The organism is Pseudomonas sp. GW821-FHT02H09, from assembly GCF_059421425.1.
In genome coordinates this window covers 160,731-173,789 of the sequence record NZ_JBWKVA010000002.1, presented here as the reverse complement: position 1 = coordinate 173,789, position 13,059 = coordinate 160,731, and the positions used below count along the sequence as shown (strand labels likewise).

At 57.3% G+C, this 13,059-nt stretch carries 10 protein-coding genes; 8 read left to right on the top strand and 2 right to left on the bottom strand.

The window, feature by feature from the left end; translation table 11 throughout:
- Nucleotides 1-9 precede the first annotated feature (9 nt).
- From tssM to AC07VR_RS03230, 8 genes are all read left to right on the top strand, one after another.
- On the top strand, nt 10-3,543 hold the full coding sequence (tssM, locus tag AC07VR_RS03265; protein WP_495010447.1) for a type VI secretion system membrane subunit TssM: 3,534 nt from the start codon (nt 10-12) through the stop codon (nt 3,541-3,543).
- Nucleotides 3,543-4,271: a PP2C family protein-serine/threonine phosphatase gene (locus AC07VR_RS03260; RefSeq protein ID WP_494990917.1), complete on the top strand. Its 729-nt coding sequence runs from the start codon at nt 3,543-3,545 to the stop codon at nt 4,269-4,271. Before tssM ends, AC07VR_RS03260 begins: the two co-directional genes overlap by 1 nt.
- Nucleotides 4,268-5,278, top strand: coding sequence for a serine/threonine-protein kinase (locus tag AC07VR_RS03255; protein ID WP_495010446.1), 1,011 nt, complete (start codon nt 4,268-4,270; stop codon nt 5,276-5,278). Before AC07VR_RS03260 ends, AC07VR_RS03255 begins: the two co-directional genes overlap by 4 nt.
- A gap of 129 nt (nt 5,279-5,407) precedes the next feature.
- The gene (locus tag AC07VR_RS03250; RefSeq protein ID WP_495010445.1) at nt 5,408-5,788 is read left to right on the top strand and encodes a helicase; all 381 of its coding nucleotides are present in this window, start codon (nt 5,408-5,410) and stop codon (nt 5,786-5,788) included.
- A gap of 505 nt (nt 5,789-6,293) precedes the next feature.
- Nucleotides 6,294-6,863 (top strand): hypothetical protein, encoded by a 570-nt coding sequence (locus AC07VR_RS03245; RefSeq protein WP_495010444.1) that lies wholly within the window; start codon nt 6,294-6,296, stop codon nt 6,861-6,863.
- Nucleotides 6,864-7,023: 160 nt separating this feature from the next.
- Nucleotides 7,024-7,842 carry a hypothetical protein gene (locus AC07VR_RS03240; RefSeq protein WP_495010443.1) on the top strand — a complete coding sequence of 273 codons (819 nt, stop codon included), beginning with the start codon at nt 7,024-7,026 and terminating at the stop codon, nt 7,840-7,842.
- Between the two features lie 179 nt (nt 7,843-8,021).
- On the top strand, nt 8,022-8,441 hold the full coding sequence (locus AC07VR_RS03235) for a hypothetical protein (protein ID WP_495010442.1): 420 nt from the start codon (nt 8,022-8,024) through the stop codon (nt 8,439-8,441).
- Nucleotides 8,442-8,598: 157 nt separating this feature from the next.
- Nucleotides 8,599-9,369 carry a hypothetical protein gene (locus AC07VR_RS03230; protein WP_495010441.1) on the top strand — a complete coding sequence of 257 codons (771 nt, stop codon included), beginning with the start codon at nt 8,599-8,601 and terminating at the stop codon, nt 9,367-9,369.
- 135 nt (nt 9,370-9,504) lie between these two features.
- Here AC07VR_RS03230 and AC07VR_RS03225 read toward each other — a convergent pair whose 3' ends face one another.
- Entirely contained in the window at nt 9,505-10,905 is a 1,401-nt protein-coding gene (locus tag AC07VR_RS03225; RefSeq protein WP_494990911.1) for an aminoacyl-tRNA deacylase and HDOD domain-containing protein, read from the bottom strand.
- A 78-nt stretch (nt 10,906-10,983) separates the two neighbouring features.
- Entirely contained in the window at nt 10,984-13,059 is a 2,076-nt protein-coding gene (recG, locus tag AC07VR_RS03220) for an ATP-dependent DNA helicase RecG (protein WP_495010440.1), read from the bottom strand.

The following is a 13,059-nucleotide window of genomic DNA, read 5'->3' as shown; positions in this document are numbered from 1 at the left end:
GGAAGCGTGATGAGATTTTTCTTCAAAAAAGTCGGCGCGTTTGTGCGCAGGACCTGGGTCTGGACGTTGCTGCTGGTGCTGTTCGTAGCGATGTTGGTCTGGTTCATCGGACCGTTGCTCGCGGTCAATGACTACAAGTTCTGGGAAGGTTCGACCTCCCGTTTACTGACCATCAGTGTGTTATTCCTGATCTGGGGGCTCACTATGGTCTTTGCCAGCTGGCATACCGGTGTGCGCAAGAAACAGGTTGAAGAAAGCGAGGGCGGCCAGGATCGCCTCCGCCGTGAAGAGCTGATCGACGAAGAGCATAAAGAACTGCGCAGCCGCTTCAAGGATGCCTTGCGCACCTTGAAGAGTTCGAGTTTGTATCGCGGTCGCAGTGAACGCTGGCGCGACGATTTACCCTGGTACCTGCTGATCGGACCGCAGGGCAGCGGCAAGACCAGCCTGCTGGACTTTTCGGGGCTGGAGTTTCCGATCAACAAGATCGAACGCAAACTGACCCGCGATACCACCGGGACTATGCATTGCGACTGGTACTTCGCTGATCACGGCGTATTAATCGACACCGCCGGTCGCTACCTGACCCAGCCCGACGCCGACGTTGACGGCGGTGCCTGGACAACCTTGCTGAGTCTGCTGCGCACTCGTCGCCGCAACCGTCCGCTCAATGGCGTGCTGGTGACTATTCCCGTCGGGATGCTACTGGCCAGCAGTGAACAGGACCTTGATATCCTCGCGCGCCAGGTCCGTGCGCGTCTGCAAGATGTTCACCAGAAGCTGCATGTCGATTTACCGATCTATCTGGTCCTGAGCAAAGCCGATGAGTTGTTGGGCTTCGATGAGTTCTTCGATCAGCTGAGCCGCGAAGAAAGTGATCAGGTACTCGGTACCAGTTTCCGCAAAGAGCAGGGCGGGACTGACGTGGCGGTGCTGCGTCAGGAGTTCGAAGAACTGCTGCGGCGCCTCAACAGCCAAGTGATCATGCGTATGCACCAGGAGCGCGACACTCAGCGTCGGGGACGGATACTCGACTTTCCGCATCAGCTAGGGCAGATCGGCGAGCGTCTGTGTCTGTTTGTCGACATGGCGTTTACCGGCAACCGCTATCAACGTGTCAGCCAGTTGCGTGGTTTTTACCTGACCAGCGCCCCATATCTGACTGAAAAGCTTGACCGGGACACTGCGAGTATTGGCGCCAACCTGAGCATGAGCAGTGGTGTGCTGCCAACCTTGCGCAGCGGTCGTGCGCGTTTTATTCACCACTTGTTGAGCCGAGTGATTTTTCCTGAGGCCGATCTGGTTGGGCTAGAAAAGCGTGAGCACAGCCGAATCCATTGGGGGCAGCGTGCGTTATACGTCGGTGCACTGGTTGCGCTAGGCTTATTCGGTTCTCTCTGGGCTGGAGGTTATTCGGCCAACCATGAGCGTCTTGAGCGAATTCGTGATCTGGCACAAGAGTGGACTCAACAGCGTTCGTCGTTGAGTGCACGCGATGATGCGATGGCGGTCCTCAAGCCGCTGGATACGGCCTTTGAGGCGACCAAGGTCTTTGCCTCCAGAGGTGATGTTTCGCTACATGAGCATGTTGGTCTTTATCAGGGTGGACTGGCCGGTCCGGTGCTCAAGAGCTCCTATGAACGAGAGCTGGAAAAACAGCTGCTTCCAAGGGTCGCACAGCTGCTGGAAGGGCAGATCCGCGACAACATGAAAGACCGCGATCGCCTGCTCAATAACTTGCGCGCGTACCTGATGTTGAGCATGACGGAACGTCGTGACCCATCGTGGCTGCAGGAGAGAGTTGCGTCCAATTGGTCGCTGCGTTACCCCGGTAACCCCGCGGTTCAGAGCGGACTGAATGCGCACTTCGAACGTCTGCTCAAACAGCCGTTTATCTATCCGCTCAAAGATGCACTGGTCGCCCAGTCGCGTCAGATATTGCGTAGCGAATCCTTGGCCAACGTGGTCTATCGGGTTCTGCGCGAGCAAGCCCGCAATCTGCCGGAATACCGTCTTAGCCAGCATCTTGGCTCACAAGGTAGCTTGTTTGTCGGCACCGATTACCTGATCCCGGGCTTCTACACTCAGCAGGGTTATCAGCAGTATTTCACCATCCAGGGCGCGAGCCTGGTGACCGATATCCTGCGTGACAACTGGGTGCTGGGCGAGGGCGGCAGCATCAGCGGCATGGATTTGCGGCGCTTGATGGTCGAGCTTGAGCAGCTGTACTTCCGCGACTACGCCAACGCCTGGGGCGAGGCCGTCAGCCAGGTTGGTTTGCAGCCGTTCAGCGATGCTGGCGAAGGCGCTGATCAGCTTGCCGCTCTGACGTCGGCCAATTCGCCGCTGCTGCTACTGTTGGTCGCGGTGCGTGAAAACACACGCTTTGCGACCATCGCCGACAACGTCGATGACATGGCCGAAGTCGCTGATAAGTTCGGTGTGAAGGTTAGTATCCTGGGCAAGGTTGCAGCTGGCGCTGCGGCTCTGGGCAATGCTCGGAGTGCACTGACCAAGAACCTGCCAGACACTGCGAAGCAATCCCTGCAACGTCGTTTCGAGCCGCTGCATCGGTTGCTGGACGACAACAACGGCCCAGCGGCTGACCTGACCCCAACCCTGCAAGCGCTCAACGACCTGCAATTGCAGCTGGCCAGTCTCGGTCGTGCGAGCCAGCCTGAGCAGGCCGCCTTCGAAATGGCCAAGACCCGCATGAGCGGCCAGCGCGATGCACTGAGTAACCTGCGGAACGCCTCGATGCGCTTACCGCGCCCGGTGAGTGTCTGGTTCAACCTGCTAGCCGAGGACACTTGGCGTCTGGTGCTCAACGATTCCTACCAGCACCTCAACCAGCGCTATCAGAGTGAGCTCTATAGCTTTTACGACAAGGCAATCAACAAGCGTTATCCGTTCAACGCCCATAGCACCAGCGATGTTGCCATCAACGACTTTCGCGAATTTTTCAAGGCGCAAGGTGTGGTGGATGGCTTCTTCGAAACCTACATGAGGCCTTTCATCAACGGCAATCCAGGCAACTATCGTTTGCGCAGCATCGATGGCCACAGCCTGCCGATGTCCAGGGGCTACCTCGACCAGATGGCCGCAGCGCAGGTGATCCGCCAGAGTTTCTTCGCACAAAATCCAGCCGAGCCGCAGGTGCAGTTCAAGCTTGAACCGTACACCCTCGACCCGGGCGTGAGCCGCGCTGAATTCCGCTTCGGCAGTCAGTTGATGGAATACCGCCATGGCCCGATTGTGTCGACGTCTTTCTATTGGCCGAGCGATGCAGAAGACGGTCGTGCCAGTCTGGTCCTGGAAAAAATGGCCGGCCGACCGATTGGTATCGAGAAAAACATCGGGCCTTGGTCGTTGTTCCGTCTTTTCGACCTGATGCAGACCGAGTACCTGACCGGCCGCGACGTGATGGTGCTCAAGGCCGATCTGGGTGGCCTGCGCGCCAACTATCTACTGCTGAGCCAACGCACACCGAACCCGTTCGACATGGGCGTGTTGCGCACCTTTCGTATGCCGGCGCAGCTCTGATGGGGGGTGTCAGTACCTGGCGCAGCGCGGCGCGTACCGATCCGGGCAAGGTTCGGGCGCGCAACGAAGATGCCTTCCTGGCCTGTCCGGAGCAGGGGCTTTGGGTGGTCGCCGATGGTATGGGTGGCCATCAGGGAGGCGATATTGCCAGTCAGCTGATTGTCGCCACTCTCGCCGAACTACCTTCGCAAGACGGCTTCGATGAACGGCTCAAGGGTGTGCGCCAGTGCCTGCACTGGCTTAACCGCCGCCTGGGACAGGAACTGACCGTCACCGCCGAGCGGCGCGACTGCATTATGGGTAGCACCGTGGTCGTACTGTTGCTTGAGGGCAATCGTGCAGTCTGCACCTGGGCCGGTGACAGTCGCTGCTACCTGTGGCGCGGGCAGCGGCTCTATCAGCTGTCCAGGGATCATTCACTGCTACAGCAATTGGTCGACGAAAAACAGATGAGTGTCGAGCAAGCCAAAGTCCACCCGTCCGCAAATGCGCTTACCCGAGCGGTCGGCGCCAGCGAACAGTTGACCCTGGATGTGCTCGAGCTCGAGGTCTATCCAGGCGATGCATTTTTGCTGTGCAGCGATGGCTTGTACCAAGGACTGTCCAGCGAAGTGCTGGGCAACGCCTTGAGCCTGCTTTCGCCGCAAGTGGCATTGGAGCGCTTGTTCGACAGCGCCTTGCGAGGCTCGGCTCGGGATAACCTGACCGCTGTGGTAATTCGCAAATGAGTGACCTCATACCGCAGATGGATCGCTTGCTGGCGACCGAAGAGGAACCAGGCAATCTGACTTGTTTCGCCTTCGCCATACCCCGTGAAATGCCGCGTGTCATGGTCCCGACCAAAACCCGCGCAAGCGAGTTGCCGGAGGTGCTCGGGGGGCGTTATCGCATCGAGCGCCTGCTCGGTGCCGGGGGCATGGGCGCAGTCTATCGAGCACGGGATCTGCTGCACGAACAGTATGGCGATCCCGACCCGTACATTGCGCTGAAAATACTCAGCGAAGAATTTGTCGAGTCTCCGGATGCAAGCGCCTTGCTCTATAGCGAGTTCGCCCTGACCCGACGGCTACACCATCCTAATGTACTGCGCCCACACAGCTTCGAAGTGGACGCCGATTTCCAGCGCGCCTTCTTCACCATGGAGCTGATGCGCGGGTTGACCCTGGATAGGTTGCTCTGCGAGCGGCCGACCGGTTTGCCGTGGAGCGAGCTGCGGGATGTCGCCGTACCGCTAATGAACGCCTTGGCCTATGCTCATGACCGCGGTGTGCTGCATGGCGACTTGAAACCGAGCAATGTCATGCTCAGTGAAGAAGGGGTACGGCTGTTCGATTTTGGCCTCGGCCAGGCCGAGGAGAGTGTGTTGCCCGGCTTGCCGCGGCTGAGCCGTAGCCGATTCAACGCCTGGACGCCAAGTTACGCTGCCCCCGAACTGCTTGAAGGTGCACCGTTGTCGGCCAGTGCCGATCTGTACGCGGTGGCCTGTGTAATCTTTGAACTGGCGGGCGGTAAGCACCCGTTCTGCCGTTTGCCATCTACCCACGCCCGTGACGTGCACCTGGAGCGGCAACTGAAAGCGCCCAAACATCTTCCTAAACACTGTTGGCCAGCCCTGCGAACAGCGCTGGCCTTCGATGTGGCAGATCGAAAAATTACGACTCGTGAATTGCACGATGCCCTGTGTGTGCCCAAGTCTTGGCGGCAGCTACTACAGAGAGTGGGCTGGCCAGGATAATTCCGTGACTTAGTAGTCATCAGCCGCAAAAACCGCATCATCTTCTTCTAACGCTGCACAACGGTGGCGTTCTTCAATGAAGCCGCTACACTGCGCCGGCCGTTCATTTTTTCCTTTGAGGCTGTGAGCATGAAATTTCGTTTTCTTCTCTGGATGCTGGGCCTGTTGATGGGCAAGGCCAGTCGTAACAACCCGGCGTTTCAGCAGCAATTGGGTGATAAAGAACTGGTGTTCCAGTTGCAGACGATTGACGGCAAGGTTGCCCGTCACTTCTTCGTCAAAGACCAGCGTATTACCAGCCGCGCGGGTGTTTACCCAACGCCGGCATTCGCCATTGCCTTTAAAGACGCCGCGTACGGCTTTGCCACGATGCAGGCGAAAAACAAGCAACTGGCGTTCATGACGGGGATTCAGGACAAGTCGATCCAGATCAAGGGCAACCCGGCGCTGGTGATCTGGTTCCAGGGGCTGACCAAGTATTTGAAGCCGAAGAAAAAGCCGCAGGCGTGAGGTGGGTCAGTCAGACCACCTCTACTTCTTCGTGAGCAAGTGCAGCGTCGCCCGGCGCGCTCCTACATGAGATCGGGGAAAAGAAGACGGACTTATTTGCTGTGGTTGTCTAGTCCCAAAATAGGTTGATGCCTCCCGGCCACTGCGTTTGCAGTGGCCTTTTTTATGGGTGGTGATTTTTACGGCGGGGCCTCAACTTCGAAGCTGAACCCTTACTCGATATACGCCTACAAGAAATTTCCGCTTGAACCCGAAGAAATATCTATCTCTTGGTCAGGCAATTCACGCCTTATTGAAAATGTCCGAAGTGCCCTTCGTTACAAGCAGAAACAGCCTACAAGGGTCTCGGATGCACGATTAGAACCCATCGCATACCATGAGATTAGTTCAGGCAGATACACGCTGGGCACAGTGCACGACAAACGATCAATCCAATGACTGATTTCCCGGTAGCGCACTTGGTCCAGTAGGTTTTAGTTAAATGAAGCATATCCAGGGAGTGGATATGTCTCAGCAAGCTGGACTGACTGACCCAGTCACTGACATTGAATATAAAACGTACACAAAATCTTCGGCGTTCAATTCGGTAAGGGAATACCAACTTAAAATTCAGGGAGCACTAAGCATGAAAGTATCAACATCACTTTTTGTAGCAATGACAATTATCGCAATCTCCGCTGCAGGTTCGGCACTGGCGGGCCCCGCCGTTACGGTGACATTCAAGAACCTTGGGAACACGGCCGCAGATTACACAGTCTTAACAAGCAATGAAGCAATTACCCATGCCAATGCAAAGCCAAAGCCCGTTGTTTCAGTCAGGAGTGGAGATACTAACACTTATATAGTGCAAAGCGATATTTCCCCAGATGGCAATTTCGCTAACTTGCGCTACACGATGGGCGGTAAAACTTGTACTTTTCTCGCGACTTTTGTCGCTATGCCAGGACCACTGCGCTCGAAAATTCCTAAGTGGAACAATAAAGCCACCGCTGATGGCGGAGCAACCTGCACGGCGAGGTCTACTTCGATGAACGCAAGAACTTACGCGTGGTCAGTTGAATTTACGATGAGGTGATGCCTGGTCAGGCCGTGCGGAAAGTTTTCTGCACGGCCCTACCTTGATAGAAGAATTTCAATCGTATCGTGCGCCAAAAAATGCAGTTTTTAAGCTGCCGATAATCATAAGTCTGCTAAAGACATTTCCATAAAAATTTCATGTTAAGGAGAGCCTCATAATGGTGACTTCAGTAAGCTCGACGCTGCTCACTAACAACCAGACAGCCAGTATCTTTGCCCCCTCAACCCAATCTGTCGCAACAGCCAGTGCCAATGCAGCAACTCGTGTCACAGAAAATACTGGAGGCACTAGTACGCTTTCATTACTTGCTCAGCAGTTAAGCGAAAGTGCGACACGTGCCGAAGCACGCGATGCAAGTCTGAGCAGGAGGGAGCTCGGTGTGAAGGCTACCGGGTTGCTCAGCCAAATTGCGGGGGACGGTTACTTTGCTAACAAGGTCAATAATGACGCTGAGGTTCCGAATACAGATAACCCTGAGCTTCTGGCTCGCGCCAGGAAAGCCACACAGTTCATAAACGGGAGCGGAACAAATCCTTTTGCTGGTCTGTCACCAGATCAGCTTGCGCTGATTAAATATGATGAGAGTGGAACGTTTACGGTCAATGAAAGAAGAGCGGCGTGGCGTGAGGCGTTTGACCAAGAGTCAGCGTGGTGTCGAATGGTCGTAGCCATGGGGACGGCTGAATACAATGGCACAGGAAAGCTCACCCACTTTTTCACCGCGGTACTGGATCACTATAAAACGTTGCCCGGCATCGAGCAGGCGCAGTACCCAGCCAGTTACGCAACCCAACTGCAAGGATGGATAGACCGCGACTTCAACTATTGGACACACACAGTTGAAGGCCACGGTAGCCCACAGAAAATACTCGATCTGATTTTCGATAAAAGTGTCTTTAACGAGAGTGAATCAGCTGTCCCAGCCCCAAAGTTGACTGATTCACCCTCCGGATTCTTAGCGCACTTGATTCCATAGGCTTAGATAAAAGAACCATATCCAGGGAGTGGATATGGCTCAGCACACTAGACTGGCCCAGTCACTGACATTGAATATAAAGCGCACAAAAGATCTTCGGCGTTCAATTCGGTAAAGGAATAACAACTTAACATTCAGGGAGCAATACGCATGAACTATCAACATCTTTTTTTGTAGCAATGACAATTATCGCACTTTCCGCTGCAGGTTCGGCGCTGGCCGGTCCCCCGGTTACGGTGACATTCAAGAACCTTGGGAGCACCGACGCGATTTACAGGATTGGAACAAGCAACGAAGCTTCTACCCATAATAATGCAACTCCAAAACCTGTTGCTTTAGTCAGGAGTGGGGAGGCTGACACTTATGTTGTGCAAAGCAATGTTTCCCCAGATGGCAGTTACGCTAACTTGCGCTACATGATGGGCGGTAAAACTTGTACTTTTATTGCGACTTTTGTCGCTATGTCAGGACCACAGGGCTCGAAAATTCCTAAATGGAACAATAGAGCCACCGCTGGTGGTGGAGCAACCTGCACGGCGAAGTCTGCTTCGATGAACGCAACAACTTACGCGTGGTCAGTTGAATTTACGATGAAGTGATACCTGATCGGGCCGTGCGGAGAGTTTTCTGCACGGCCCTACCTTGATAGAAGGACTTCAATCGTGTTGTGCGCCAAAAAATGCAGCTTTTAAGCTGCCAATAATAAGTCTGCCAAAGATATTTCCATGAAAACTTCATGTTAAGGAGAGCCTCATAATGGTGACTTCAGTAAGCTCGACTCTGCTCACTAATAACCAGACGGCCAGTATCTCTACCCCCTCAACTCAATCTGTCGCAACAGCCAGTGCCAGTGCCGCAACTCGTGTCACAGAAAATTCTGGAGGCGCTAGCAGGCTTTCATTGCTCGCTGCAAGTCTGAGCAGGAGGGCGCTCGGCGCGAAGGCTACCGAGTTGCTCAGCCAGGTTGCGGGGGACAGCTACTTTGCCAACAAGGCCAATAATGACGCTGAGGTTCCGAATACAGATAACCCTGAGCTTCTGGCTCGCGCCAGGAAAGCCACACAGTTCGAAAACGGGAGTGGATCAAATCCTTTTGCTGGCCTGTCACGAGATCAGCTTGCGCTGATTACCTATGATGAGAGTGGAACGTTCACGGTCAATGAAAGAAGAGCGGCGTGGAGTGAAGCGTTTCACCAAGAGTCAGCGTGGCGTCAAATGGTCGTAGCCATGGCGACGGCTGAATACAATGGCACAGGAAAACTCACCCACTTTTTCACCGCGGTACTGGATCACTATAAAACGTTGCCCGGCATCGAGCAGGCGCAGTACCCAGCCAGTTACGCAACCCAACTGCAAGGATGGATAGACCGTGACTTCAACTATTGGACACACACAGTTGAAGGCCACGGTAGCCCACAGAAAATACTCGATCTAATTTTTGATAAAAGTGCCTTTAGCGAGAGTGAATCAGTTATCCCAGCCCCAAAATTGACTGATTCACCCTCCAGACTCTCTATGCCTTCGTGAACAAGCGCAGCGTAGCCTGGCTGCTCCCCCACATAAGATCGAGTGTGGGAGCAGCCGGTATTGAGTCTGATGAGCCGTTCGACGCTCGCGTAACCCGCAGGAGCAGGGGGCCGCCCAGTTCTTGCCTGCGGTGCTTTAGCCCTGGCTGAACTGCGAGGCCAGTTCGCGTAGCAGGGCTTCGGCTTCCAGGACTTTGCTGACGACGTCATCGGCTTTGGTGCGGGTCAGGCCCAGGCGGTCGAGCAGGGCGTCGGGGATTTCTTCATCGGGACCGGAGCCGATCCCGCGACTGCGCAGCAGGCGTATGGCCAGGCAGACCAGGTTCGGGTACTCAGCGTAGTCGCCGTCGTAGCCTGGGTCGTGCTGGAAGCGCAGGGCGGTGGACAGTTCTTCAGGCATGTCCCAATGGCGCATTAGCCAGGCGCCGATCTGCTCGCGGCTGATGCCCAGCAGGTGCTGCTCGACATAGCTGTGGCACAGGTGCGGGTTGACCTCCAGATGGCGGCAGATCAGCGAGAAGTGCGGCGGGAAGACGTGGGCCAGCAGCAGATAGCCAAAGTTGTGCAGCAAGCCTGCGAGGTAGGTCAGGCCAGCCTCCGGGCGCTGGGCGCGGGGCATGGCGCGGGTCAGGCCTTCGATGACTGCCGCGGTGTAGATCGACTGCTGCCAGTACGGCGTGGTGTGTTGCGGATGGTCTTTGGGCAGGCTCAGGGTTTTGCCCAGCGCCAGGCCCAGCGCCAGGTTGATCACCAGATCGAAACCGAGCACGCGGACGATCGCGTCTTCCACGGAGCGAATCTTGCCCGGCGAGGCGTAGTACGGCGACGCCGCCCAGCTCACCACTTGCGCGGCCAGGGCCGGATCGGTTTCCACCACCCCGGTGATGTCGTCGATGGTGGCATTGGGGTCGACCCGCAGTTTGATGATTTTCTGCGCGGTCTCGGCCAGTGGTGGAATCTCGATGGTCTCTTCCAGTCGTTGCTGGATACGCCGGGCAGTGAAGGCTTGCACCGCCTGGGTGATTTCCTCGCGGTCATCGTGGGGGCGGTCGAGGTTCGGACGGATCGTGTTCAGGGCTTCGCCGAAGTTCGCGGCGCTGGCCTTGTTGAGCATGCTTTTGAAGGCTTCGCTGGAGACTTCCAGCAGCAGGCCCGGCTCGCCCGAGTTGATCAGCAGGCTCGGTTCGCGCAGCAGGCTTTCTTCATAGAGGCAGGGGGAGCTGGTGAGCGCTGGCAGACCGGGCAGCAGGCTCAGGTTGTGTTTGCCGAGCATGCGCTCCAGGCGATCCAGAGGCACCGCGGTCAGGCGTCGGCCGGTCAGTTCGGCGAGGCGGTTGAGGTCCAGAAGTTGACTCTGCGCGAACAGCACCATGAGTGTGCCGACGGCGTCGTCCAGCAGAACTGCCTGAACCTTGCGCGCGGCGCGAAGGCCGGGGTGGTCAAGCACTTCGTTATAGCTGATAGCCAGCTTGCCGAGCAGCAGCCGAATAACGGACGGCGCGTGCGGAGCTTCGGTAGCAAGGGCAACTTCGGTCATGGCCTGTATCCGTTTTTTTACAATTTCGCCAGTATAACCAGCTTGGTTCGGGTGATCGCCCATTAACTGAAACACTGCTCACACTTGGCCGTATTGCTGCCCATGACGCAGCCAGCGCTCCAGCAGCGGGCTCACGTGTTGCGGCCAGCGCTCAAGCAAGGCTTGGGCGGCATCGCGCACGGCGGGCAGAAGATCGGCGTCGCGCATCAGGTCGGCGACCTTGAATTGCAGCAGGCCGGTTTGCCGGGTGCCGAGCATCTCGCCGGGGCCACGCAGTTCGAGGTCTTTTTCGGCGATGATGAAGCCGTCGTTGGTCTCGCGCATGATACCCAGGCGCTGACGGCCGATCTGTGACAATGGCGGATGGTAGAGCAGCACACAGTGACTGGCGGCGCTGCCCCGGCCAACCCGGCCGCGCAATTGGTGCAGTTGCGCAAGACCCAGACGTTCGGGGTTTTCGATGATCATCAAGCTGGCATTGGGCACGTCGACGCCGACTTCGATCACCGTGGTCGCCACCAGCAGTTGCAGGGCGCTGGCCTTGAACTCGGCCATGACCGCAGCCTTCTCGGCAGGCTTCATTCGCCCGTGAATCAGTCCGACCCGCAGTTCGCCCAAGGCGCTGGTCAGGTCTTCGTAGGTGGTTTCGGCGGCCTGGCACGTGAGCTCTTCGGACTCTTCGATCAGCGTACATACCCAATAGGCCTGGCGACCTTCAGCGCAGGCGGCGCGCACGCGTTCGATGACTTCGATGCGCCGCGTATCCGTGATCAGCACGGTGTTCACCGGGGTCCGGCCAGGCGGCAGTTCGTCGAGGATCGAGGTGTCGAGATCCGCGTAGGCACTCATGGCCAGCGTGCGCGGAATCGGCGTGGCGGTCATGATCAGCTGGTGTGGACACATCCGCCCGCCCACGCCTTTCTGACGCAGGGCCAGACGCTGCTGCACACCAAAGCGGTGCTGTTCGTCGATGATCACCAGTGCGAGGTTCTTGAACTGTACTTCGTCCTGGAACAGCGCATGGGTACCAACCACCATCGGCGCGCCGTTGGCGATCTGCTCCAGCGCCGCTACGCGGTTTTTGCCTTTGAGCTTGCCGGCCAGCCAGGCGGTTTCGATTCCCAGGGGGTCGAGCCAGCGCTTGAAGTTGATGAAATGTTGTTCGGCAAGAATCTCGGTGGGTGCCATCAATGCAACCTGATAGCCCGCCTCCAGTGCCTGCAAGGCGGCGAGGGCGGCGACCACGGTCTTGCCGGCGCCAACATCACCTTGAATCAGCCGCAGCATCGGCTCGCGCTGACTGAGGTCGTAGGCGATTTCATTGCCGACCCGTTGCTGCGCGCCCGTGGGCGAGAAGCCCAGGTTGGCCAGGTATTTCGCCGGCAACTCTTTGGCTTTCGGCAAGGCTGGCGCACGCTGGGAGCGCAGGCTCTCACGCAGGCGTTGCTGAGACAGTTGATGGGTCAGCAGCTCTTCGAACGCCAGCCGGTGTTGCGCCCAGTGATGACCTAGGGCGAGTTCGTCGACGTCGGCGTCCGCCGGTGGGTGGTGCAGGTAGCGAATCGCGTCGTCCAGCGGGGCCAGCTGATAGTCCCGCGCCAGATCTTCCGGCAGCCAGTCGGGCAGGCTGCTCGGGCCGAGCAGGGCCAGGCTTTGCTGGCACAGTTGACGCAAACGTTGCTGGGTCAGGCCTTCGGTGAGCGGGTAGATCGGCGTCAGGGTTTGATCCACCGGCGGTGGTTCGTCGCCGTTGATGGCGCGGTATTCCGGGTGATAGATCTCCAGCCCCGACGCGCCGGGCCGGGCCTCGCCATAACAGCGCACGCGGGTGCCGCGTTTGAGGCCTTCTTTTTGTGCGTTGCTGAAATGGTAGAAGCGCAAGCTCAGCCCGCCGGTGCCATCCTGAAGGCGCACCAGCAAGCTGCGGCGCTTGCCCATGACCACGTCGGCACCGCTGACGGTACCTTCGATCACGGCATCCTGCCCAGGTCGCAGTTGGCCGATCGGTACTACGCGGGTGCGGTCCTGATAACGCAGCGGCAGGTGAAACAGGACGTCCTGGAGATTCTCCAGGCCGACCTTGGCCAGTTTCTCGGCCATTGCTTCACCGACGCCCTTGAGCGCCGTGACCGGCACCTTCGACAGCTCAGTCAT

Coding starts and splice junctions, on each gene's coding strand:
- AC07VR_RS03260 (WP_494990917.1), top strand. CDS start 3,543: ATGGGGGGTGTCAGTACCTGGCGCAGCGCGGCGCGTACCGATCCGGGC.
- AC07VR_RS03225 (WP_494990911.1), bottom strand. CDS start 10,905: ATGACCGAAGTTGCCCTTGCTACCGAAGCTCCGCACGCGCCGTCCGTT.
- AC07VR_RS03245 (WP_495010444.1), top strand. CDS start 6,294: ATGTCTCAGCAAGCTGGACTGACTGACCCAGTCACTGACATTGAATAT.
- recG (WP_495010440.1), bottom strand. CDS start 13,059: ATGACTGAGCTGTCGAAGGTGCCGGTCACGGCGCTCAAGGGCGTCGGT.
- AC07VR_RS03255 (WP_495010446.1), top strand. CDS start 4,268: ATGAGTGACCTCATACCGCAGATGGATCGCTTGCTGGCGACCGAAGAG.
- AC07VR_RS03250 (WP_495010445.1), top strand. CDS start 5,408: ATGAAATTTCGTTTTCTTCTCTGGATGCTGGGCCTGTTGATGGGCAAG.
- AC07VR_RS03240 (WP_495010443.1), top strand. CDS start 7,024: ATGGTGACTTCAGTAAGCTCGACGCTGCTCACTAACAACCAGACAGCC.
- AC07VR_RS03235 (WP_495010442.1), top strand. CDS start 8,022: ATGACAATTATCGCACTTTCCGCTGCAGGTTCGGCGCTGGCCGGTCCC.
- AC07VR_RS03230 (WP_495010441.1), top strand. CDS start 8,599: ATGGTGACTTCAGTAAGCTCGACTCTGCTCACTAATAACCAGACGGCC.
- tssM (WP_495010447.1), top strand. CDS start 10: ATGAGATTTTTCTTCAAAAAAGTCGGCGCGTTTGTGCGCAGGACCTGG.